The sequence below is a fragment of the Anaeromyxobacter paludicola genome, from assembly GCF_023169965.1.
Lineage (GTDB): Bacteria > Myxococcota > Myxococcia > Myxococcales > Anaeromyxobacteraceae > Anaeromyxobacter_B > Anaeromyxobacter_B paludicola.
The window spans coordinates 1297473-1320698 of the sequence record NZ_AP025592.1 but is presented as its reverse complement, the minus strand read 5'-3'; the positions used below and the strand labels follow the sequence as shown (position 1 = coordinate 1320698).

20 protein-coding genes are annotated in these 23226 nt (G+C 74.5%); 12 read left to right on the top strand and 8 right to left on the bottom strand.

Annotation, left to right across the window (positions count from 1 at the left end; translation table 11 throughout):
• Positions 1-17: 17 nt before the first annotated feature.
• The 6 genes from AMPC_RS06160 (at position 18) to AMPC_RS06135 (ending at position 6890) form a co-directional block, all read left to right on the top strand.
• Entirely contained in the window at positions 18-680 is a 663-nt protein-coding gene (locus AMPC_RS06160) for a TetR/AcrR family transcriptional regulator (protein WP_248345256.1), read from the top strand.
• 108 nt (positions 681-788) lie between these two features.
• Positions 789-1934 (top strand): pyridoxal-phosphate-dependent aminotransferase family protein, encoded by a 1146-nt coding sequence (locus tag AMPC_RS06155; RefSeq protein ID WP_248345253.1) that lies wholly within the window; start codon positions 789-791, stop codon positions 1932-1934.
• Positions 1935-1947: 13 nt separating this feature from the next.
• Positions 1948-3540: a phosphoglycerate dehydrogenase gene (serA, locus tag AMPC_RS06150; protein WP_248345251.1), complete on the top strand. Its 1593-nt coding sequence runs from the start codon at positions 1948-1950 to the stop codon at positions 3538-3540.
• Between the two features lie 152 nt (positions 3541-3692).
• A complete protein-coding gene (locus AMPC_RS06145; protein WP_248345249.1) occupies positions 3693-4421 on the top strand; it encodes a hypothetical protein in 729 nt (242 codons plus the stop codon).
• Between the two features lie 50 nt (positions 4422-4471).
• Positions 4472-5512, top strand: a complete 1041-nt coding sequence (hisZ, locus tag AMPC_RS06140; protein ID WP_248345247.1) for an ATP phosphoribosyltransferase regulatory subunit — start codon at positions 4472-4474, stop codon at positions 5510-5512.
• 82 nt (positions 5513-5594) lie between these two features.
• The gene (locus tag AMPC_RS06135; protein ID WP_248345245.1) at positions 5595-6890 is read left to right on the top strand and encodes an adenylosuccinate synthase; all 1296 of its coding nucleotides are present in this window, start codon (positions 5595-5597) and stop codon (positions 6888-6890) included.
• Here AMPC_RS06135 and AMPC_RS06130 read toward each other — a convergent pair.
• The 3 genes from AMPC_RS06130 to AMPC_RS06120 form a co-directional block, all read right to left on the bottom strand.
• Positions 6887-7387, bottom strand: a complete 501-nt coding sequence (locus tag AMPC_RS06130) for an FHA domain-containing protein (protein WP_248345243.1) — start codon at positions 7385-7387, stop codon at positions 6887-6889. The two genes, AMPC_RS06135 and AMPC_RS06130, sit on opposite strands and share 4 nt — an antisense overlap.
• A gap of 70 nt (positions 7388-7457) precedes the next feature.
• A complete protein-coding gene (locus AMPC_RS06125; RefSeq protein WP_248345241.1) occupies positions 7458-7718 on the bottom strand; it encodes a hypothetical protein in 261 nt (86 codons plus the stop codon).
• Between the two features lie 9 nt (positions 7719-7727).
• On the bottom strand, positions 7728-10040 hold the full coding sequence (locus AMPC_RS06120) for a DNA internalization-related competence protein ComEC/Rec2 (RefSeq protein ID WP_248345239.1): 2313 nt from the start codon (positions 10038-10040) through the stop codon (positions 7728-7730).
• Between the two features lie 134 nt (positions 10041-10174).
• Here AMPC_RS06120 and AMPC_RS06115 point away from each other — a divergent pair, with 134 nt between their 5' ends.
• The 5 genes from AMPC_RS06115 to AMPC_RS06095 all read left to right on the top strand — a co-directional run bounded on the left by AMPC_RS06115 (position 10175) and on the right by AMPC_RS06095 (position 16334).
• On the top strand, positions 10175-10684 hold the full coding sequence (locus tag AMPC_RS06115) for a CarD family transcriptional regulator (RefSeq protein ID WP_248345237.1): 510 nt from the start codon (positions 10175-10177) through the stop codon (positions 10682-10684).
• Positions 10685-10847: 163 nt separating this feature from the next.
• Positions 10848-12008, top strand: a complete 1161-nt coding sequence (gene ispF, locus AMPC_RS06110; protein WP_248345235.1) for a 2-C-methyl-D-erythritol 2,4-cyclodiphosphate synthase — start codon at positions 10848-10850, stop codon at positions 12006-12008.
• Positions 12009-12049: 41 nt separating this feature from the next.
• Entirely contained in the window at positions 12050-13495 is a 1446-nt protein-coding gene (cysS, locus tag AMPC_RS06105; RefSeq protein WP_248345233.1) for a cysteine--tRNA ligase, read from the top strand.
• A gap of 20 nt (positions 13496-13515) precedes the next feature.
• A complete protein-coding gene (gene uvrB, locus AMPC_RS06100) occupies positions 13516-15606 on the top strand; it encodes an excinuclease ABC subunit UvrB (protein WP_248345231.1) in 2091 nt (696 codons plus the stop codon).
• A gap of 110 nt (positions 15607-15716) precedes the next feature.
• Positions 15717-16334, top strand: coding sequence for a hypothetical protein (locus AMPC_RS06095; RefSeq protein ID WP_248345229.1), 618 nt, complete (start codon positions 15717-15719; stop codon positions 16332-16334).
• Positions 16335-16340: 6 nt separating this feature from the next.
• Here AMPC_RS06095 and AMPC_RS06090 read toward each other — a convergent pair whose 3' ends face one another.
• Positions 16341-18083, bottom strand: coding sequence for a S8 family serine peptidase (locus AMPC_RS06090; RefSeq protein WP_248345227.1), 1743 nt, complete (start codon positions 18081-18083; stop codon positions 16341-16343).
• Between the two features lie 151 nt (positions 18084-18234).
• Here AMPC_RS06090 and uvrC point away from each other — a divergent pair, with 151 nt between their 5' ends.
• A complete protein-coding gene (gene uvrC / locus AMPC_RS06085; protein WP_318654317.1) occupies positions 18235-20382 on the top strand; it encodes an excinuclease ABC subunit UvrC in 2148 nt (715 codons plus the stop codon).
• On the opposite strand, the gene AMPC_RS06080 is transcribed toward uvrC, so the two are convergent.
• Genes AMPC_RS06080 through AMPC_RS06065 form a run of 4 tightly spaced genes read right to left on the bottom strand, consistent with a single transcriptional unit; the run spans position 20379 to position 23219 of the window.
• On the bottom strand, positions 20379-21059 hold the full coding sequence (locus tag AMPC_RS06080) for an OmpA/MotB family protein (RefSeq protein WP_248345225.1): 681 nt from the start codon (positions 21057-21059) through the stop codon (positions 20379-20381). The two genes, uvrC and AMPC_RS06080, sit on opposite strands and share 4 nt — an antisense overlap.
• A complete protein-coding gene (locus AMPC_RS06075; protein ID WP_248345223.1) occupies positions 21060-21692 on the bottom strand; it encodes an OmpA/MotB family protein in 633 nt (210 codons plus the stop codon).
• Complete coding sequence (locus tag AMPC_RS06070; protein WP_248345221.1) at positions 21689-22441, bottom strand: motility protein A; 753 nt, start codon at positions 22439-22441, stop codon at positions 21689-21691. The genes AMPC_RS06075 and AMPC_RS06070 overlap by 4 nt, the downstream gene beginning before the upstream one ends.
• 19 nt (positions 22442-22460) lie before the next feature.
• Entirely contained in the window at positions 22461-23219 is a 759-nt protein-coding gene (locus AMPC_RS06065; protein WP_248345219.1) for a hypothetical protein, read from the bottom strand.
• Between the last annotated feature and the right edge of the window lie 7 nt (positions 23220-23226).

Genomic DNA, 23226 nt, shown 5'->3' with positions numbered 1-23226 from the left:
ACGGTAAGGAGCGGACCTTGCCCGGCGCCCGCAACGGAAAGCGCAGCCCTCCACGCCCCGAGCCGGCTCCGTCCGCGGAGGAGCCGGAGAAGCGGCGCGCCATCCTGCACGCGGCGGTGCGGGTCTTCGCGGAGAAGGGTTACCACGGCTGCCGGATCGCCGACGTCGCCAAGCAGGCCGGGGTGGCCTACGGCCTCGTCTACCACTACTTCCGGAACAAGGACGAGCTGCTCGAGAGCGTCTTCGCGGAGCAGTGGACCATCTTCATCAACGCCATCCGGGCGATCGCCGAGGGGCCGGGCTCGGCCTCCGAGCACCTGGCCTCGATCTGCCGCTTCGCCGTGGACGTCTACAAGACCTCCCCCTCGGCGGTCCGGGTGCTGCTGCTCGAGGTGGCGCGCACCCCCAACGTGCTGCGCGCCGGCTCCACGGCCCAGACCTTCCAGACCGCGGTGGCCCTCGTGGCCGGCATCGTCCGCCGCGGCCAGCGCGAGGGCGACCTCCGCGGGGACGCCGACCCGACCGTCGCCGCCGCCTCGCTCCTCGGCGCGCTCGAGCTCACCCTCACCGCCGCCGTGGTCGGCCTCGTCGAGGGCGCGCGCGAGGAGGACGCCGAGCGGCTCAAGGCGGAGGTGGTCGGCTTCGCCCTCCACGGGCTCTCGGTGCGGCCGCGCGGGTAGCCTCCGGCCCCGCCCCCCGCCCGTGGCAGCCTGCCGGTTCCGTTGACCCGGGTCAGGTCGGCTGCTACCTCTAGCACCCCCCTTCCCACATCCCTGCTGGAGGCCCCCATGGCGCTCAAGAGCTACCTGTTGACTCCCGGTCCGACCCCCGTCCCGGAGCGCATCGCGCTCGCCATGGCGCAGCCCATCCTGCACCACCGCGCGCCGGCCTTCGAGAAGCTCTTCGCCCAGGTCCGCGAGGACCTGAAGTGGCTCTTCCAGACCAAGCAGGACGTGCTCGTGTTCCTGTCGTCCGGCACCGGCGCCATGGAGGGCGCCGTCACCAACTTCCTCCGCCGCGGCGACAAGGCCATCGTGGTGAACGGCGGCAAGTTCGGCGAGCGCTGGGGCAAGATCCTGAAGGCGTACGGGGTCGAGCCGATCGAGCTCAAGGTGGAGTGGGGCAGGGCGGTGGAGCCGGCCCAGGTGGCGAAGGCGCTCGAGCAGCACCCCGACGCCAAGGCGGTCTACGTCCAGGCGAGCGAGTCGTCCACCGGCGTGGCCCACCCGGTGAAGGAGATCTGCGCCCTCACCCGCGACCGCCCCAACACCCTCACCGTGGTGGACGCCATCAGCGCGCTCGGGGCCTTCGACCTGCCGATGGACGCCTGGGGCATGGACGTCCTCCTCTCCGGCTCGCAGAAGGCGCTCATGCTCCCGCCGGGCCTGGCGTTCGCCGCCGCCAGCGAGAAGGCCTGGAAGATGGCCGAGACCTCCGACCTGCCGCGCTTCTACTTCAACTGGAAGAAGGAGCGGGAGATGCAGGCGAAGAACCAGACCAACTACACGCCGGCGGTCTCGCTCATCGTCGGGCTCGCCGAGGTGCTGCGCTGGCTCAAGGAGGACGGCCTCGAGAAGACCTTCCGCCGGCACGAGCGCATGAGCCTCGCCGCCCGCGCCGCGGTGACCGCGCTCGGGATGAAGCTCTACACCGACAGCCCCTCGATGGCCCTCACCACGGTGATCGCGCCCGAGGGCATCGACACCGACAAGCTCGTGAAGGTGCTGCGCGACCGGTACGGGGTGACCCTCGTCGGCGGGCAGGACCAGGCCAAGGGGAAGATCTTCCGCATCGCCCACCTCGGCTACTTCGACGAGTTCGACATCTGCACCGCCATCACCGCCATCGAGCGCGCCCTCGCCGACATGGGCGCCAAGGTGGAGCTGGGCAAGGGCGTGGGCGCGGCGATGCGGAGCTTCGCCGAAACGGCCTAGCGAGAGGAGCCACATGCCGAACCGGGTGCTGGTCGCCGACGACCTGTCCGCGGAGGGGATCCGCATCCTCCGCGAGGCCGGCCTCGAGGTGGACGTGAAGGTCGGGCTCCCGCCCGACGCGCTCGCCGATCTCATCGGCGACTACGACGCGCTCGCGGTGCGGAGCGCCACCAAGGTCACGGCGAAGCTCCTCGAGCGCGCCGCCCGGCTCAAGGTGGTGGGACGGGCCGGGGTCGGCGTGGACAACGTGGACCTCGACGCCGCCACCCGGCGCGGCGTGGTGGTGATGAACACCCCCGGCGGCTCCTCGGTCACGGTGGCCGAGCTGACGGTCGCGCACATCCTGGCGCTGGCCCGCCACGTGGCCCAGGCCACCGCCAGCGTCAAGGGCGGCAAGTGGGAGAAGAAGCGGTTCCAGGGGCGCGAGCTCGCCGGCAAGACGCTCGGCGTGGTCGGCATCGGCAACATCGGCTCCATCGTGGTGAACCGCTGCCGCGCCTTCGGCATGCGCGCCGTCGCCTACGACCCGTTCATCTCGGCGGACGCCGCCGCGCGCCTCGGCGTCACCCCCGTCACGCTCGACGAGCTCTGGGCGCAGGCCGACGTCGTCTCGCTCCACGTGCCGCTCACCGAGCAGACCCGCAACCTCGTGTCGGCCGACGTGCTCCGCCGGCTCAGGCCGGGCGCGCTGCTCGTGAACTGCGCGCGGGGAGGGCTCGTGGACGAGGCGGCGCTGGCCGAGGCGCTCGCCGAGGGGCGGCTCGGCGGGGCGGCCTTCGACGTGTTCGAGAAGGAGCCGCCCGCCCCGGACCACCCGCTCCTCCGGAGCGAGCGGTTCATCTGCACGCCGCACATCGGGGCCTCCACCGAGGAGGCCCAGGCGGCGGTCGCGGTCGGCATCGCCGAGCAGCTCGCGGCCTACCTCGCCCGCGGCGAGGTGAAGAACGCGGTGAACCTCCCGGCCGTCTCCCCCGAGGCGCTGGAGCGGGTCGGGCCGTACCTCGAGCTCGCGCTCCGGCTCGGGTCGCTCGCCGCCCAGCTCGGGCTCGGCCTCGGGGGCGTGGAGGAGGTGAAGGTGGAGTTCGCGGGCGAGCTCGCCTCGGCGCCGCAGCGGCCCCTCACCGCGCGCGTCCTGCGCGGCCTCTTCCAGCACTTCCTCGAGGAGCCGGTGAACGAGGTGAGCGCGCCGGCGGTCGCCAGGGACCGCGGGATCGCCGTGCGCGAGGAGCGGAGCGCCGACGCAGAGGACTACGTGAGCCTCCTCACCGTCCGCCTGCGCGGCCAGGCGCGCGAGGTGGTGGTCTCGGGCACCGTCTTCGGACGCAAGGAGCCGCGGGTGGTGCGGGTGAACCAGTTCCGGCTCGCCGCCGAGCCCGAGGGCGACCTCGTCATCTGCGAGAACGACGACGCGCCGGGCGTGGTGGGGAACCTGGGCGTCGCCCTCGGCGAGGCGGGGGTGAACATCGCCCGCATCGCCCTCGCCCGGGCCGACGACCGGTCGGCGGCCTTCTGCCTGCTCAACGTGGACTCGCCGCCCGGCCCCGAGCTCCTCGAGCGGCTGCGGCGCCTGCCTCACGTGCGCTCGGTCCGGGTCGCGCGCATCTAGCGGGCGCACGCGGCTCCCGCGCCCGGACGCCCGCCGCCCGCGCCGCCCGTCTCCCCGCCCGGCGTCCGCCGATCCTCTCGCCGGCGCTCCCCGGGAGGCTTGTGCCCCCGATCCAGGCTGCGCACCATGGGTGTACTCAGGAGGTCACTCCCATGGCAGCGGAAACTCTCTCTCGCGGCGGGTTGCCGCGCGTGAACTGGGCGCCGGTGATCGCGGGCGTGCTCTGCGCGCTCGCGGCGCACGTGGTGCTCGGGCTGTTCGGCGCCGCCTTCGGCTTCGCGGCGCGCCCGGCCGACTCCTCGGCGCTCGGCGTCCTCGCCGGGATCTGGGGGATCCTGGTCCCCCTGGTCGCCAGCTTCATCGGCGCCTGGGTGGCGGTCCGGATCGCGCACGACGCCCAGCCGGCCAGCGCCTACCTCGACGGCGCGATGGTCTGGTGCATCGGCATCATCGCCGGCGCGGTCTTCCTCGCCTCGGCGCTGGGCACGGGCGCGCTCACCGCCGGCAGCGCGGCGAGCGGGAACGCCCCCCTCCAGGCGCTGTCGCGGCGCGACACCCCGGCCAACCGGGCCCGCGCGAGCGAGACCGCGGACGACGCCGCCAGGGGCGCGGCGGCGGGCGCGGGCGCGGCGGGCATCGCGGCGCTCTTCGGGCTGGGCGGCGCCATCGCCGGCGCCGCGGTGGGCCGGCGGATGCTGACGGGGGAGGGGCTGCGGCGCGGGCACGCCCGGGGCGACCGGACGCGCGAGGCGACCGCGGCGGACGAGCGGGCCTACCGCGAGCAGCTGCTCGGCTCCGACGTGCCGCGCGAGGGGAGCGTCTTCACCACCACCTCGCGCCACACCGAGGTCCGGCCCGACGACCCGACCGTCCACCACTGACGTCGCGCGGAGTTCCCTGGCGGGCGCCGAGAGGCTAGAGTCGCGCCGCGATGCTCGACCTCTCCCTGCCCGCAGGCCTCCGGGACCTGCTCCCCGACCACTCGGCGCACCTCGCGGAGCTCTCCGGCAGGCTGCACGACGTCTTCTCCTCGTTCGGCTATCGCCGGGTCTTCCTGCCGACCCTCGAGCGGCTCGAGGTGGTGGAGCGGGGGCTCTCGCCGGCCGCCCTCGCCGGCGTGCTCAAGTTCGTCGAGCCCGGCTCCGGCGAGGTGGTCGCCATCCGGCCCGACATCACCCCGCAGATCGCCCGGCTCTACGCGACCCGCGCCGACGCGCTCCCGTCGCCCGCCCGGCTCTGCTACGACGGGCCCGTGCTGCGCGCCCGCGAGGCGCGCGCCGGCCGGCCGCGCGAGGTCTACCAGGCCGGCGTCGAGCTCCTCGGGGCCGGCGGCCCCAGGGCGGACGCCGAGGCGCTGCTGCTCCTGGCGCGCTCGCTCGAGACGGTCGGCCTCTCCGGCACGGTGATCGAGGTGGGCCACGCCCGCTTCGCGGCCGAGGTGCTCGCCGCGGCCCGGCTCGGGCCGGCGGCGCTGGCGGTGGCGCACGAGGCGCTCGCCCGCAAGGACGCGGACGGGCTCGCGGCCGCGGCGCGGCGCGCGCGGGGCCCGGCCGGGGCCCGCGAGGCGATGCCGCTCCTGGTCTCGCTCTACGGGGAGGGGGCGCTCACCCGCGCCCGCGCCCTGGCGAAGGGGCTCCCCGGCGCGGCCTCCGCGCTGCGGGAGGTGGAGTCGGCGCTCCGGCTGGCGCGCCGGCGCGGCCTGCCCGAGGTCACGGTGGATCTCGGCGAGGTGCGCGGGCTCGGTTACTACACCGGGATCGTCTTCGCCGGGTACGCGCCCGGGGCGGGCAGCGCCGTGGCCGCCGGGGGCCGCTACGACGGGCTCCTGGCCCGCTTCGGGCGACCCGACCCGGCCATCGGCTTCGCCGTGGACCTGGAGTTCGCCACGCAGGCGCTGGAGCGCCAGGCGGGCCGCGGTCGCCGGCCGCCTCGACGCGCCGCGTCCAGGGCGGGGCGCCGCGCGTCCCCCTAGGTGGCGGGACCCGCGGCCCCCTGGTATGGTCCGCCCGCGCTCGCCGGGCGGGCGCCACCTTTCATCTCTCTCGAGGAACGACATGCCGAACGTGGTGGTCATCGGAGCGCAGTGGGGTGACGAGGGCAAGGGCAAGTTCGTGGACCTGCTCACCCTCAGGGCCGACGTCGTCGTCCGCTTCCAGGGCGGCAACAACGCCGGGCACACGCTCGTGGTCGGCGGGCAGAAGACCGTCCTCCACCTCATCCCGGCCGGCATCCTCCACCCGGGCAAGTCCTGCGTCATCGGCAACGGCGTGGTGGTCGATCCCGAGGTCTTCGTCGAGGAGATCGACGCGCTCAAGCAGCGCGGCTTCCTGAAGGACGAGGGGCAGCTCGTCCTCTCCCTCGACGCCCACGTGATCATGCCGTGGCACAAGGCGATCGACGTGGCCCGGGAGCAGCGCGCGGGCGCCGGCAAGATCGGCACCACCGGCCGCGGCATCGGCCCGACCTACGAGGACAAGGTGGCCCGGCGCGGCATCCGGGTCCGCGACCTCCTCGACGAGGCGCGGCTCGCGCGCAAGGTGAAGGACCGGCTCGCCTCCGCGAACGAGGAGCTCTCGCGCCTCGGCGCCCAGGTCGCGCTCGACGAGGCGGCCATCGTGAAGAGCCACGCCGCGCTCGGCCGGCGCCTCGCCACCTACGCCCGCGACGCCTCGCTCTGGCTGCACCGCGCCATCCAGCAGGGGCGCTCGGTGCTGTTCGAGGGCGCGCAGGGGACGCTCCTCGACGTGGATCACGGCACCTACCCGTTCGTCACGAGCTCGAACACCGTCGCCGGCAACGCGGTGGTCGGCTCGGGCGTCGGCCCCACGGCCATCGACCGCGTCATCGGCATCACCAAGGCCTACTCGACCCGCGTCGGCAGCGGCCCGTACCCGTCGGAGCTGCTCGACGCGACCGGCGAGAAGCTGCGGCAGCTGGGCGGCGAGTTCGGCGCCACCACCGGCCGCCCCCGGCGCACCGGCTGGGTGGACGCCCTCGCGCTCCGCTACGCCGCCCGCGTGAACGGGCTCGACGGGCTCGCGCTCATGAAGCTCGACGTGCTCACCGGCTTCGAGCAGCTCCAGATCGCGGTCGCCTACGAGCTCGACGGCAAGCGCGTGGACGAGATGCCGAGCGACCTCGAGGACCTCGAGCGCGCGAAGCCGATCTACGAGGCGCTCCCGGGCTGGACCGAGGACCTCAAGGGCGCCCGCCGCTGGAGCGACCTGCCGGTCAACGCGCAGCGGTACGTGGAGCGCGTGGCGGAGCTCGTGGGCGTCAAGGTCATCGCGGTCTCGGTGGGGCCGGACCGGGACGAGACCATCGTCCTCGAGAACCCGTTCGACGCCTAGCGCGGGACGGCGAGCCAGCCCGCGGCGAGCGCGAGGAGCCCGGCCGCGGCGAGGAGCCGCAGCCGGAGGCGCCGGGGGTGGCTCGCGCCGGCGGAGGCGGGCGCGGGGCCGGCGCGGGGAGGCGCGGGGCGCACCACCTGGAGCTCCGTGCGGCCGATCCGGATCCGGTCGCCGTGGCGCAGCGGCCGCGGGCGGCGGAGCCTGCGGCCGTTCACGCGGACGCCGTTCTTGCTCCCGAGGTCCACCAGGACTTCCCCGGCGGCGCGCGCCTCGACGCGCGCGTGGCGGCGCGAGGCGGCCGGATCGGCGAGGCGGCAGTCGGCGTCCAGGGCCCGCCCCAGCGTCACCCCGTCCGCGAGGGGCACCGTCTCGCCGGCGCCGGGGCCCGCGACGACGCGCAGGTGCGGGAGCTCGGCGGGGAGGGGCTCGCCTCGCAGGATGCGTCCGGCCAGGGTGCGGGTGCCCTCGGGTCGCCCGCCGGGTTCGTTCGCGCGCATGGCCGGGGACGATTCACGTCCCGTGCCGCGGTGGACGCTCGCCCGGCCGGCGCTCCGGGGGCTCACCCGCTCAAGGCACGTGCGGCAGGATCGACCAGCGGCTCTCGGCCTCCGAGCGCATCGAGGGGTCGCCCAGGAAGCGCAGGTAGCCGTTCGCCTCGAGCGTGTCCACGAGCTGCTCGGCCTCCATCTCGGAGCAGCGGAGCTCGTGCGAGATGACGTCGCGGAAGTAGCTGCGGCCCCGCAGGTAGCCGACGGGGGGCTCGTTGGGCGGGATGTGGCGCTGGATGGACGCCGCGAGCTCGGCGAGGTCGATGTCGTCGATGTCCATCCCTGGAACCTAAAGGCGGGGAGGGGACCAGGCCAGCGCATCCAGCCAGCGCGACACCTCCATTCGGGTGACGCTCCGTCCGTCGGAGGCGAACGCCACGGCCCCCTCGTCGGTCCGCAGGAACCGCGCGCCGGCGCCGGTCCAGGTGGAGACCGCCTCCGGGTGGGGGAAGCCGAACCGGTTGGAGAGCCCGACCGAGGCGACCGCCCAGCCGGGCCGCACGGCCGCGGCGAGCGCCGGGCTGACGGCGGTGCGGCTCCCGTGGTGCGGGACCTTCACCACCTCGGCCCGGAGGTCCTGCCCCGACGCCGCCAGCGCCGCCTCCCCCTCCTGCTCGACGTCGCCGGGGAACAGGAACGCGGTCGCGCCGTAGCGGACCCGGAGCACGAGCGAGGCGTCGTTCTCGGTCCAGGCGCCGGCGTCCGGGGGCGGTCCGAGCACCTCGAAGCGGACGCCGGCCCGCTCCCAGGCGTCGCCGCGCCGGAGGACCGTCGCCGCCGGGAGCCGGGCCAGGTAGGGCGCCGCGGCGTCGTCGCCCGGCCGGCCGTTCGAGAAGAGCCGCTCCACCGGCATCCCCCCGGCCACCCCGGCGAGGCCGAAGAGGTGATCGGGGTGGGGGTGGGAGAGGAACGCGGCGGTCACCCGCCGGGCGCCGGCGTCGCGGAGGAAGGGGAGCACCTCGCGCGCGCCGGGGTCGTAGCGGCCGCGCGCCTCCCCGCCCGCGTCCACCAGCACCACGGCGCCGTCGGGGAGCCGCAGCGCGGCCCCGTCCCCCTGGCCCACCGAGAGGAAGATCACCTCGAGGCCGCCGCGCTGGCGCGCCGCGAGGGCGCGCAGCGGGCCCGGGGCGAGGAGGGCCGCGACGAACAGCGCGGCGCACGCGGCGCGCGCCCGCCCCCGGAGCGCGAGCGCGCCGAGCCCGCCGGCGGCGCAGAGCGCGAGCCCCAGGCGCCCGGGGGAGGCGATCCCTACCACCGCCCAGTCCGGCCGCGCGAAGGCGTCGTCGACGGCGAGGAGGGCGGTCGCGAGCGGCCGGGAGAGCCAGAGGAACGGGGCCGCGAGCGGCGCGGCGCAGGCGCTCGCCAGCGCGGCGAGCGCGGCGGTCACGGTGAGCGCCGAGCCGAGGGGGATGCCGGCGAGGTTGGCGGCGGGGGCGAGCAGGGACAGCCGCCGGAAGTGGAAGGCGACGAGCGGCGCGGTGGCGAGGGTCGCGGCGACGCTGGCGCAGGTGCCGGCGACGAGCGCCTCGGCGGCCCGGCCTCGCCAGCCGGGCGGCGGCGAGAAGGGCAGGGCGCGGCGGAGCGGGCCGGAGAGCAGGGCGAGCCCGGCCACCGAGGCGAAGGAGAGCTGGAAGGAGACGTCGCGCAGCGCGCCCGGGTCGCTCGCCAGGACGGCGAGGCCGGCGAGGGAGAGGGTGTTGAGCGCGTCCGGCTCCCGGTCGAGGACCACCGCGACGAGCGCGGCGCCGGCCGCCACCGCCGAGCGGACCACCGGGACGTCGCCCCCGGTCGCCGCCGCGTACAGGGCCGCGCCGGGGAGCGCCAGCGCCGCGGCCAGCCGGCGCGGGTCGAGCCGCGCGGCGAGGGCGTCCCAGCGCGCGAGGAGCCTCCGGAGGAGGGCGTACAGGCCCGAGACGACCACCGCGAGGTGGAGCCCCGACACGGAGAGGAGGTGCGCGAGCCCGCTCCGCGCGAAGGCCTCGTTGGTCGCCGGATCGACGGCGGAGCGGTCCCCCGCGCCGATGGCGCGCACCAGGGCCGCCTCGCGCGGCGGGAGCCGCGCGGCCGCCGCGGCGCCGAAGCGGAGGCGGGCCGCGTCCACCGCCGCGAGCGGGGAGGGCGGCGCGAACCGGACCGGCGGCTCCCAGGCCAGGGCGAGCAGGGAGACGCCCCGGGCCCAGGCGCGGGCCGCGTCGTCCCGGCCGCCCGGGTTGAGGGGCGGCGGGAAAGGGCGGAGGCGCGCGAAGAGGGCCACCTGGTCCCCCGGGGCGAGCGGCCAGTCCGGCTCCGGGGAGAGCACCTCGAGGAGGCGGCCGGAGCGCTCGCGCAGCCGGTAGCGGGCCCGGTCCTCGGAGCGGTCCGGCAGGGACGCGACGGTCCCCTCGAGGCGGACCTCGCCCTCGGCCGGGGGAGCGCCGGGGCGCGGCCGGGCGGCCGCGGCCACCTCGGCGCCGAGGACCGCGTAGCCGACAGGCGCGAGCGGCGGGAACAGGAGGGCGAGCCCGCCGGTTGCCATGCCAGCAGCGAGCGGGATCGGCCCGGGGAAGGAGAGCCCGGCGGCGAAACCGATCGCGAGCGGGACCAGCGGGCGCGCTCGCCTCATGCCCGCAACCACTTGAAAAAACTGCACCGATTGACGGGTCGGACACTTTGTGCTAGCGTGCCCCGACTCAGCGCTCTGTCCGGTTCCCCCAAAAGTTGGTAGAGCCCGGCCCGCGCAGCGGTACGGAGGAATGAATGGCGCCCATCCAGCCTAACCACAACTTCAAGGTCGGTGACAAGGCAGTCTATCCCGGCCAGGGAGTGGGTGAGGTCATGGGGATCGAGCACAAGGAGGTCGCCGGCCAGCGGCAGTCCTTCTACGTCCTCAAGATCCTCGACAACGGCATGAAGATCATGATCCCCATGAACAAGGTCGGCTCGGTCGGCCTGCGGGAGATCATCGGGGAGAAGGACGTTCGCAAGGTCTACAGCATCCTCAAGGAGAAGGAGGTCTCGGTCGACTCCACGACCTGGAACCGCCGCTACCGCGAGTACATGGACAAGATCAAGACCGGCTCGGTCTTCGAGATCGCCGAGGTGCTGCGCGACCTGTACCTGCTCCGCTCCGACAAGGACCTCTCCTTCGGCGAGCGCAAGATGCTCGACACCGCCCGCTCCCTGCTCATCAAGGAGCTCGCGATCGCCAAGGATTGCGACGAGCAGGACGTCGAGAGCGACCTCAAGAAGATCTTCAACATCAACTGACCCCACCCGCCCCGCGCCCGGGGCGAGGCCGGAAGCTCCGCCGCGCGGCCTCAGGTCCGCGCGGCGGTCGTTTTTGGGGTAGGACTGGGCCGGTGCGGCGCTCACGCGGGCCGGTGGAGCACGGGGAGTGCCAGCCGGCCTCCGCGCCGGAGAGGAGACACCGATGATCGGCGGCGAGCGGGTGGGGGCGATCCTGGCGGCGGGCGGCTCCGGGCAGCGGGCCGGCGTGGCGAAGCAGTGGCTCGTGCTCGGCGGCGAGACGGTCCTCCGCCGCAGCGCGCGCGCCCTCGCCGCCTGCGAGCTGGTGGACGAGCTGGTGGCGGTGGTGCCGCCGGGCGACGAGCCGCGCGCCCTCGCCGACCTCGCCGGGCTCGGCAAGCCGGTGAAGGCGGTGGCGGGCGGGCCGGCCCGGGCCGACTCGGTCCGCAACGGCCTCGCCGCGCTGCCGGAGTGCGCCCTCGTGCTGATCCACGACGCGGCCCGCCCGTTCGCGACGCCGGCGCTGGCGCGCGAGGTCGCGCAGGCGGCCGCCGAGGCCGGCGCCGCGCTCGCCGCGCTCGCCGCCACCGACACGGTGAAGCGGGCCGGGCCGGGCGAGCGGCGCGTGGCCGGGACCATCGACCGGCGCGAGGTCTGGCTCGCCCAGACGCCGCAGGGCTTCCGGGCCGACGTGCTCCGGCGCGCCTTCGAGGCCGCCGGACCCGACGCCGCGCTCGCCACCGACGAGTGCGCCCTGGTGGAGCGGGCGGGCGGCGAGGTGCGGCTCGTCCCCGGGGAGCCCGGCAACTTCAAGATCACGAGCCCGGCCGACGTGGAGCGGGCGCGGGCGCGGCTCGAGGCCCCGGTGGCGATGGGGATCGGCTACGACGTCCACCCCTTCGCGCCGGGGCGCAAGCTCATCCTCGGCGGCGTGGAGTTCGAGGGAGAGGGCGACGGCCTCCTCGGTCACTCCGACGCGGACATCTGCGCCCACGCCATCGGCGACGCCATCCTCGGCGCCGCCGGCCTCGGCGACCTGGGCCGCCACTTCCCCGACACCGATCCGCGCTGGAAGGGCGTCTCCTCGCTGCTCCTGCTGCGCCACATCGCCGGCCTGGCGGCAGAGCGGGGCTGGCGGGTGGGGAACTGCGACGTGACGCTCGCCGCCCGCCGGCCCAAGGTGGCCCCGCGGGCCGACGAGATGCGCGCGCGGCTCGCCGAGGCGCTCGGCGTCTCGCCCGCCCAGGTGAACGTCAAGGCCACCACCGGGGAGAAGCTCGGGTTCGTGGGGCGCGCCGAGGGGATCGCGGCGCACGCCGTGGCCCTCCTGGTGCGCGCCGTTTGAGCCCGCTGGCGCCCGGGCGTCGGCTACACTGACCGCTGATCATGGCCATCCAGCTCTACGACACGCTCGCCGGCAAGAAGCGCACCTTCGTCCCGCTCGAGGACGGGAAGGTCCGGCTCTACGTCTGCGGCCCCACGGTCTACGACTTCGCCCACCTGGGGCACGCGCGCTGCTACGTGGTCTGGGACGTGGTGCTGCGCCACCTGCGCGCCCGCGGCTACGAGGTGAAGTACGTCCGCAACTTCACCGACGTGGACGACAAGATCATCCGCCGGGGCGCCGAGCGCGGCGAGGATCCGACGGCGCTGGCCGCCCGCTTCGCCGACGCCTTCGACGAGGACATGGACGCGCTCGCCTGCCTGCGGCCGGACGCGGCGCCCCGCGTCACCGGCCACATGCCGGAGATCGTCGCCCTCATCGAGCAGCTGGTGGCGAGCGGCTTCGCCTACGCGCCCGGCAACGGCGACGTCTACTTCTCGGTCCGCAAGTTCCCGGAGTACACCCGGCTCTCGAAGCGGAACCTCGACGACCTGGTGGCCGGGGCGCGGGTGGAGCCGGGCGAGGCGAAGCGGGACCCGCTCGACTTCGCGCTCTGGAAGGGGGCGAAGCCGGGCGAGCCGCGCTGGCCGTCGCCGTGGGGCGAGGGGCGCCCGGGCTGGCACATCGAGTGCTCGGCGATGACGCTCGCCCACCTCGGCGCGCCCATCGACATCCACGCCGGCGGCAAGGACCTCGTCTTCCCGCACCACACCAACGAGATCGCGCAGTCGGTGGCGGCGCAGGGCGACGGGCTCGAGGCCGAGCGCTACAGCCGGTACTGGATGCACAACGGCTTCGTGCAGATCGACGACGAGAAGATGTCGAAGTCGCTCGGCAACTTCTTCACGGTCCGCCAGGTGCTCGAGAAGGCCGACGGCGAGGCGCTGCGCTTCTTCCTGCTCGGCACCCATTACCGGAACGACTTCAACTTCTCCGACACGGTGCTCGGCGAGGCCGAGCGGCGGCTCGTCTACCTCTACGAGACGGTGGAGAAGGCCGAGCGGGTGGCGGCCGGCGCCGCGCCCGGGCCGGCCACCCCGCTCCTCGCGCGGGTGCGCGAGGCGCTCGACGACGACTTCAACACCGCCGCGGTGCTCGGGATCCTGGCCGAGGCCTTCACGGCGGCCAACGCCCTCGCCGACAGGAAGGGCAAGAAGTCGCCCGAGGAGAAGGCCGCGCTCGCCCGCTTCGCCGAGGAGGCCCGCGAGGTGGGGCGCGCGCTCGGGATCCTGGAGCGGGCGCCGGCCGCGGCGCTCGTCGCCATCCGCGACCGAGCGGCGGCGCGCCGGGGGATCGATCCCGCCGCGGTGGAGGCCCGGCTCGCGGCCCGGGCCGAGGCGCGCCGGGCGAAGGACTTCGCCCGCTCGGACGCCCTGCGCGACGAGCTCGCCGCGATGGGCGTCGCCATCATGGACGGGCCCTCCGGCACCACGTGGAAGGTGGAGTGACCCGGCGTTAGGACCACGTCGTGTCCTTCCACATCCAGAGCCCGCACGAGCCGACCGGCGACCAGCCGCGCGCCATCCGCGAGCTGGTCGAGGGGCTCGCGCGCGGCGACCGCCACCAGGTGCTCCTGGGCGTCACCGGCTCGGGCAAGACCTTCACCGTCGCCAACGTGGTGTCGCGCGTCGAGCGCCCCACGCTGGTCATCGCCCACAACAAGACCCTCGCGGCCCAGCTCTACGCCGAGTTCAAGGAGCTCTTCCCCGAGGCGGCGGTCCACTACTTCGTCAGCTACTACGACTACTACCAGCCCGAGGCCTACGTCCCCTCGAGCGACACGTACATCGAGAAGGACTCGTCCATCAACGACGAGATCGACCGGATGCGCCACGCGGCGACGCACGCGCTGCTCACGCGCAACGACGTGCTCATCGTGGCCTCGGTCTCCTGCATCTACGGCCTCGGCACCGCGGAGGCCTACTACGGGCTCCTGCAGCACGTCGAGAAGGGGCAGGAGTTCCTGCGCGACCGCTTCATCCGCTCGCTCATCGACATCCAGTACGAGCGGAACGACGCCGACTTCCACCGCGGCACCTTCCGGGTGCGCGGCGACACCATCGAGGTGTTCCCGCCCTACGAGGAGGAGCGGGCCATCCGCATCGAGTTCTTCGGCGACGTGGTGGAGCGGATCCAGGAGTTCGACCCGCTGCGCGGGGTGGCGCTCGCCGAGCTCGACAAGGCCGCCATCTTCCCCAACAGCCACTACGTGTCGGCGCCCGAGACCCGCGCCCGCGCCATCTCCGGCATCCGCGGCGAGCTCCTGGAGCGGCTGCAGGAGCTGCGCGGGCAGGACAAGCTCGTCGAGGCGCAGCGGCTCGAGCAGCGGACGATGTTCGACCTCGAGATGCTGGAGCAGATGGGCTTCTGCAACGGCATCGAGAACTACTCGCGCTGGCTCTCGGGCCGGAAGGCCGGGGATCCGCCGCCGTGCCTCCTCGACTACTTCCCCGACGACTTCCTCCTCGTCATCGACGAGTCGCACCAGACCGTCTCGCAGATCGGGGCCATGTACAAGGGCGACCGGTCGCGCAAGGAGACGCTCGTCGAGTACGGCTTCCGGCTCCCCTCGGCGCTCGACAACCGGCCGCTCAAGTTCGAGGAGTTCGAGGGGATGGTGCGGCAGGCCATCTACGTTTCGGCCACCCCCGCCGCCTACGAGCTGGAGAAGGCGGGCGGGGTGGTGGTGGAGCAGATCATCCGCCCCACCGGCCTCGTGGATCCCGAGGTCGAGGTCCGGCCGGTGGGCTCGCAGGTGGACGACCTGCTCGGGGAGGTCCGCGCCCGGGCCGCCGCCGGCGAGCGGATCCTGGTCACCACGCTCACCAAGCGCATGGCCGAGGATCTCACCGAGTACTACACCGACGTGGGCGTGAAGTGCCGCTACCTGCACTCGGACATCGACACCCTCGAGCGCAGCGCGCTCATCCGCGACCTGCGCCGGGGCGAGTTCGACGTGCTCATCGGGATCAACCTCCTCCGCGAGGGGCTCGACATCCCCGAGGTGTCGCTGGTCGCCGTGCTCGACGCAGACAAGGAGGGCTTCCTCCGCTCCGAGGTGTCGCTCATCCAGACCATCGGGCGCGCCGCCCGCAACCTGAACGGCAAGGTGCTGCTCTACGCCGATCACGTGACCGAGTCGATGAAGCGGGCGATGGACGAGACCGACCGCCGCCGCGAGATCCAGCGCGCCTACAACCGGGAGCACGGCATCACGCCCCAGAGCGTGAAGCGGAACATCAGCGACCTCGGCATGGCGGTCTACGAGGCGGACTACCTCACCGTCCCGGTGGCGGCCGACGGCGCCGAGTACCTGCCGGAGCAGATCCCGGCCATCGTCGCGGAGCTGGAGAAGGAGATGCGGCGCGCCTCGGAGGAGCTGGAGTTCGAGAAGGCGGCGTCGCTGCGCGACCGCATCCTGGCCCTCAAGGACCTGCAGCTCGGGGTGAAGCGGGCGGGCGCCGGGGCCGGCATGAAGGGGCTCCTCGGGAGCGGGGCCATGGCGGGGGCGGGCGCGAAGGTGGGCCGGCGGCGCCCCCAGGCGCGCCGGCGGCGCTAGCCAGGGCTCGCGCGGAGCGGGACCCTTCGCGGGAGCGGCCCCGGGCGCCGCCGCTGCGCACCGTGCTCGGCGCGCCCACGCGCGCCCGACCCGAAGCCTGGAGCCCACCCATGAACAGATCCGCGGCCCTCGCCTGCACCGCCCTCCTGGCGGCCTGCGGCGGCAGCAGCTCGAGCAGCAGCAGCGCCGTCCCCTCCGGGAAGGTGGCGAACGCCAACTTCACTCCCACGAGCGCCAACGCCGCGGTGCTCTCGTCCGCCGCCTGCAACGCCGGCGGCTTCACCGTGAACCTCTCCGCCGTCGCCCTCGGGTTCTCGAGCACCGCGAACCTGTGCGGGCGGCTCGGCCAGACCTGCACCGACAAGGCGAACGAGGTGCTCGTCACCGTCGCCATCGTCAACGCCGGCGTGACGGCGCAGCCGCCGGTGGCCGCCGGCAGCTACCAGGTGACCTCGGCGGTCCCCTCGACCCTCTCCGGGCCGTTCGCGCTCGCGTTCGTGAAGAAGAACGACGCGCAGTGCAACGACAGCCAGAGCGCCACCAGCGTCACCGGCAGCGTCAACCTCGCCACGGTGAGCGCGACGCACGTCACCGGGAGCGTCAACCTGACCCTCTCGGACGGCGGCAACCTCACCGGCAACTTCGACGTGCCGGTCTGCTCGACCCAGGGCCTGGACGTCTGCCAGGCGCTCTCGAGCTGCAGCGGCCAGGTGACCTGCCAGCCCTGACCGGACCTACCGGAGCACCTCGACCGACGCGTCGTCGAGGACGAAGCTGGTCCGCCGGCTCTCGTCCTCGTCGCCGGTGAAGCGCAGGGTGATGGTCTGCCCGCGGAACGCGGCCAGGCTCACCACCTGCTCCACCCAGCCCTGGCCGCGGTCGAGGTTCGACCAGGCGCCGAGCGGGGTGGCCCCGCCGGCCGAGACGGCCTGGAGCGCGAGCCGGTCGTAGGCGGTGCTGCCCCCCGTCTCCTCCGACTCGACGCGGAGCCAGAACCGGAGGACCGCGGCGCAGGCGTCGGCCGGCACCGAGACCTCCTGCGCGAGCGAGTCGGAGTGGTCCCGGCCGTACCCGTCGAGCCAGGCCTTGCCCGCGCCGGTCCGCGCCGGGGTCCCGGGGCTGCGGTCGAGCACGCCCGGCGTGGCCAGCCAGCCGGCGCCGTCCTCGAACCCGCCGTCCTGGAGCAGCTCCTGCGACCGGCTGCAGGCCGACACGCTCGCGCCGCCCCCCGACAGGAACCCGGCGTAGAGCAGCCGGTCGGGCGAGCCCGCCGGGAGCGCCCGCAGCGCCCCGCGCGTCGCCTCGTCGTCCAGCGCCTGCGCCACCTGCGCCGGGCTCGCCAGGGGAGCCGTCTGGAGGTACAGGGCGGCCGCGCCGGCGGCGTGGGGGGCCGCCATCGAGGTCCCGGAGAGGATCGCCGTGCCGCCGCCGAGCCAGTCGGAGGTGACGCTGGAGCCGGGCGCGAAGAGGCGCACGCAGGGCCCGCGCGCCGAGTAGCCGGCGACGGCGTCGTCCGGGTCGGTCGCCCCGATCGCGAGCGCCTCCGGGACCCGCGCCGGCGACTGCTGGCAGGCGTCGATGCCGCCGTTCCCGGCGGAGACCACCACCGTGACCCCGCTCGCGACCGCGGCGCGCACCGCGGCGTCGAGGACCGCCGAGGGCTCGCCGCCGAGCGAGAGGTTGGCCACCGCCGGGCTCTCGTGGCTCCGGGCCACGTAGTCGAGGCCGGCGACGGCGGCCGAGATCGAGCCGTTCCCCTCGCAGTCGAGCACGCGGACGGAGTGGATCCACGCGCCGGGCGCGACGCCGTAGCGCGCGCCGGCGACGATCCCGGCCACGTGGGTGCCGTGCCCGCTGCAGTCGAGGGCGCCGCGGCCGTCGTCCACGGCGGAGAAGTCGGCGCTGGCGCGGCCGGCGAGGTCGGGGTGGCTCACGTCCACGCCGCCGTCCACGACGTACACGTGCACCCCGCCGCCGTTCGGGCCGACCGCGTAGACGCCGTCGAGGGGGAGGGCGCGCTGATCGAGCCGGTCGAGCCCCCAGTCCGCGGCGGGCGCGGCGGCCAGGCCGGCGGCCGCGATCGCGGTGGCGCCGGCCGGGGAGGGCGCCGCGGCGGCGGGCGGCGCCGGGAGCGCGCCGTCCTCCTCCACCGACGCGACCTCCGGCTCGGCGGAGAGCGCCGTGGCGCCCTGCTCCGAGAAGGAGCCGGTGAAGCCGGGCAGAGAGGGCAAGGGCGCCAGGACCGACCCGCCGTGGCGCGCGGCCAGCGCCGCCGCGCCGTCGAGCGAGGCCGCGGCGCGCAGGGTCACGAGGTAGCGGCCGCCGATGGGACGGCTCGCCCGCAGGAGGCCGCGCGCCTCGCCGAGCGGCGCGCGCGCGACCGCGGTGGCCGAGGGCGGGCCGCCGGCACCGCCGCAGCCGAGCAGGCCGGCGAGGGCGAGGGCGAGCAGGCCGGGCGGGAGGAGGCGGGTGCGCATGCGGCTCCACGGCCGGAGCCGGGGCGGGGGTCCGCCAGCACCTGTACCCTCCGGCCCCGGGTGCGAGTCCATGCGCCGGGGTGGGCGGCGCCGGGCGCCCGGCGCAGGCCGGGAGGGCTTTCGGGGGAGAGGGCGTTTACACTAGGCCGCGATGGACGCCGCCCTGCGCAAGAAGCTCGACCAGCTGCCGCCCGACCCCGGCTGCTACCTCATGAAGGACCGGCAGGGCGAGGTGGTCTACGTCGGGAAGGCGTCGAGCCTCCGCTCGCGCGTCCGCTCGTACTTCGACGCCGGGCGAGGCGACGACCGGGCGTTCGTCTCGCTGCTCGACGACCTGCTGGGCGACCTCGACGTGATCGTCACCCGCTCCGAGAAGGAGGCGGTGCTCCTCGAGAACGAGCTCATCAAGCGGCACCAGCCCCGCTTCAACGTGCGGCTGCGCGACGACAAGGACTTCATCGTCCTCAAGCTCGACGAGCGGCACGCCTACCCGCGCCTCGAGGTCCGCCGCGCCCGCGAGGCCCGCGACGCCGGGGCGCGCTACTTCGGGCCCTACTCGAGCGCGAGCTCCATCCGCGAGACGCTGCGGGTGGTGAACCGGCACTTCCAGCTGCGCACCTGCTCGGACCACGTCTTCCAGCACCGCAAGCGGCCGTGCATCCTGTACCAGATCCACCGCTGCCCGGCGCCGTGCGTGTACGAGGTGCCGGCGGACGAGTACCGGCAGTCGGTGGAGGACGCGGTGGAGCTGCTCGAGGGGCGCGAGTCCGAGCTCGTGCCGAGGCTGCGCGCGCGCATGGCCGACCTCGCCGGCGAGCTGCGCTTCGAGGACGCCGCCCGGCTGCGGGACCAGCTGCAGGCGGTGGAGCGCAGCCTGGAGAAGCAGCGCGTGCTCATGGGCGACGCCGCCGATCGGGACGCCTTCGGCCTCTACCGCGAGGGGCCGGACCTCGTCATCCAGGTGCTCTCGATGCGCCAGGGGAAGCTGCAGGACAGCCGCGCCTACCCGTTCCAGGGACAGGAGTTCCCGGCCGAGGAGCTGCTCTCGTCCTTCGTGTCGCTCTACTACGACCAGAACCCGCCGCCGGAGGAGGTGCTCCTCCCGGTCGAGATCGAGGACGTGGTCGCGCTCGACGAGGTGCTGACCGACCGGCGCGGCCGGCGGGTGCGGGTGCTCTCGCCGCAGCGGGGCGCCAAGGCCGACCTGCTCGAGGTCGCCTCGCGCAACGCCGCCCAGAGCTTCCGGAGCTGGCACGAGAAGGACGAGCGGCGGGAGCAGGCGCTCGACGCGCTGACGCGCCACCTGCACCTCACCCGGCCGCCCCGCTGGATGGAGTGCTACGACATCTCCACCTTCCAGGGCGCGCTCGCCGTGGGCTCCGGCGTGTCGATGAAGGACGGCGAGCCCGACAAGGCCAACTACCGCCGGTACAAGGTGAAGGGGGTGGCCGGGCAGGACGACTTCGCCATGCTGCACGAGGTCATCACCCGCCGCCTGCGGCGCTGCCTGGCGGAGGGGTCGTTCCCCGATCTCCTCGTCATCGACGGCGGCAAGGGGCAGCTCAACGCGGCGCTGGCCGCCGCCCGCGACCTCGGGGTGCCGGTGAAGCCGACCGGGGTGCCCGGGGCGCCGTACGTCGAGATGGTCGGCCTCGCGAAGAGCCGCCTCATCGACGCCGCCACCATGGGCACGAGCCGCGTCATCGGGCGGCGGCGGGAGCGGCGCGCCGCCGTCCCCGAGGCGGCCGCCCTGGCCGACGCCGCGGAGGCCGCCGAGCGCGGCTTCGTGCCCGAGGCGCCGCGCAGCCCGGAGCGGGTCTTCCTGCCGAACCGGAAGGACCCGCTCGTGCTGCGGCAGAACTCGGCCGAGCTCTTCCTCCTCACCCGGCTGCGCGACGAGGCCCACCGGTTCGCCATCACCTTCCACCGCAAGCTGCGGCGCTCCCGCAACTTCCAGAGCGTGCTCGAGGAGATCCCGGGGGTGGGCGCCGGGCGCAAGAAGGCGCTCCTGCGCCACTTCGGCTCGCTCCGGAAGGTGAAGGAGGCGCGCGAGGAGGAGCTCGCGCGGGTGGAGGGCTTCGGGGCGAAGGCGGCGCGCGCGGTCCACGAGTTCTTCCACCCGCCGGGCGGCGCGCCGGAGCCGGAGGTGCCGGGCGACGTGGCCTCCGAGGAGGAGATCGACGCCGCCCTGGCCGCGGAGGCGGCGGGAGCGGACGGCGACGCCGGCGCGCCCGAGCCCGAGCCCGAGCCCGGCGACGCCGGCGCCGGCGCCGGCGCGGCGCCGCGCGGGACGGCCTAGCGGGGCGCCGCCGGCTTCCCGCGCGACTCGGACCGGACCAGCTTGAGCTCGATGCGGCGGTTGGCGGCCCGACCCTCCGGCGTGGCGTTCGGCTGCCGGGGCCGGGTCTCGCCGTAGCCGACCACCTCGAGGCGCCGCGCGTCCACGCCGGCCTCGACGAGGAGCTGCACCACGCTCTGGGCCCGGCCGGCCGAGAGGTGCCAGTTGCTCGGGAACTCGGCCGACTTCATGGGGACGTCGTCGGTGTGCCCCTCGACGCGGACGGCGTTGGGCAGCCGCGCCAGGATGGCGCCGGCCTTGAGGAGCGCCGCGCGGCCGGCGTCGGTGAGCGCCGCCTCGCCGCTCGCGAAGGTCACGTTGGACGAGAGGCCTACCGTGACCTCGGTCTCGGTCGCGTCCACGAAGGTGTGCTCGTCCTTGAACTGGGCCGCGATCTCGCGGGCGGCCCGCTCCAGGTCCTCGCGCGGCGGCTCCTGGCGCACCACCTTGCCGTTCGCCGAGACGACGTTCAGCGCCTGCACGAGCTCCTCCTGGTGGCTGCCGGTGAGCAGCGTGAAGGAGAACATGAGCAGGAAGAACGCCAGCAGCAGCGTCGTCATGTCGGAGTAGGTGATGAGCCAGAACGAGGTGATGTCCTCGTCCTCCTCCCGCTCCGGCCTCGACAGCTTGATCGCCACTCAGCCTCCGATGACGACGATCTCGACGCGCCGGTTGAGGGCCCGGTGCTCGGCGCTGTCGTTCGCGATGATGGGGTGGAACTCGCCGAAGCCGGAGGCGGAGAGCCGCTCCTTGGCGACGCCCTGGTCCTCCAGGTACTCGACCACCGAGATGGCGCGGGCGGTGGAGAGCTCCCAGTTGGAGGGGAAGCGGGCGGACTGGATGGGCACGTCGTCGGTGTGCCCCTCGACCCGGAGCGGGGAGGGGACCTTCGAGAGGACGGCCACGAGCCCGCCCAGCACCTCCTCCGCCGCCGGGGTGAGCTTCGCCTGGCCGGGGTCGAAGAGGATGGCGCTCTTCATCCGGATGACGAGCCGGTCGGCGGCCCGGTCCACCGCGAGCGCGTCGCGGAACTTGCTCTCGGCCACGTACTTCTCGACGTCGCGCACGGTGCGCTCGAGCTGCGCCTGGCGCGGGTCGGCGCGGGCCTCCGCCGGCGACTCCTTGAGCCCCACCACCGTCACCATGAGGATGGAGAAGATGAGGAGCTGCGTCATGAGGTCGGCGTAGCTGTAGAGCCAGGTGGCGTCGTGGAGGGGGTTGTCCGCGTCCCCCTCCTCGACGTCGCGCCGCCGCGGCGGGCGCAGGCTCACGCGCGCGCCTCTTGCGAGAAGACCTCCAGGGTCTCCCGCACGTTCTCCGGGTTCTCACCGAGCCGGATGGCGATGAGGCCGGCGACGATCTGGTCGCGCACGAGCCGCTCGTCGAGGTCCATGGTCCGGACCTTGCCGGCGAGGGGCAGGAAGAACAGGCCGGCGAGCAGCACGCCGTAGAAGGTGGCCATGAGGGCCACCGACATGCCCTGGCCGATGGCCCGCGGGTCGGTGAGCCCCTTCAGCATCTGGATGAGGCCGATGAGCGTGCCGACGAGGCCGAACATCGGGGAGTAGGTGCCCATGAGGCGGAACATGCGCTCGGCGGCGCGCCGCTTCTCCGAGAGGATGTCGGACTCGAGCCGCATGAGCTCCTCGATCCGCTGCGGCTCGACGCCGTCCACCACCAGCTGCAGCCCCTTCACGAGGAAGGGGTCGCGCAGCCGGAGCTGGGTGAGGTCGATGGAGGAGGCGCCGTGCGCCTTGGCCTGGCGGGCGAGCTGCACCATCTCCTCGGCCACCCGGCGCGGCGGCACCGAGCCGGCGACGAACATCTTGCTCACCGCCGACATGCCGTGGCCGATGGTGGTCCGCGACGAGGAGAGCGTGGTGGCGGCGAAGGTGCCGCCGACCGCGATCATCAGGGCCACGTAGTTCGTGAAGATGGTGTAGTTGCCGCCCTTGAAGACCACGGCCAGGTAGACGACGGCGATGCCGAGCACGAGCCCGAGGTAGGTGGTGGTGCGCACGCTGGGGGGTCCCTTCCGTTTACTTGAACTCCGCGGCGTGGTCCTTGAGGGCCGCCGCCACGGCGGTGTTCCTGGGGTCGAGCTCGAGGGCCTTGCGCCACTCCGCGGCGGCGTAGGCGGGCTGCTGGAACAGGTAGTACAGGGAGCCGAGGTAGGCGTGGGCCAGCGAGACCTCGGGGGTGTCGCGGGTGGCCGCCTTCATCTTCTCGAGCGCGGAGAGGGCGTCGCCGTCGATGTAGGCGACGAGCCCGGAGGCGAGGCTGCGGTAGCCGCGCACCCGCTGCTCCACCAGCTCGGCCCCCTTGCCGGCCTGGAGCGCGGCGGCGCGCCGGCCCACGAGGTCGCGATCGACGCCCTGCAGCGGCTGCTCGGTGTCGGCGAGGTCGAGCGCGCGCTGCACCCAGGTGATCCGCTTCTGCTCGAGCTGCACCGCCGTGAGGAGGCTCTCGCGCACCTCGTCGAGCGACGGCCCCGCGAGCCGGACGAGCCGCTGGCGCACCTGGGCCTTCTCGCCGCCGCCCTCGAAGAAGGCGCGCACCGTCTGCATGAGCGCCTGCGTGAGCATCTCCGCGTTGGAGATGGCCTCGTTCCGCTCCTTGAGGAGCCCGAGGGAGAGGCGCAGCTGGGCCTGCCCGGCCCCCTCGGCCTGCCACTCCAGCGGGGCGCTGCCGTCGCGCGGGCTGGTGGCGTGGCCCGGGGAGAGGAACTCGAAGACGTCGGCCTGCGGCGCCGGGCCGGCGCCGAGGGCGAGGGTGAGGGCGAGGGCGAGCGGGCTCATGTCGCTC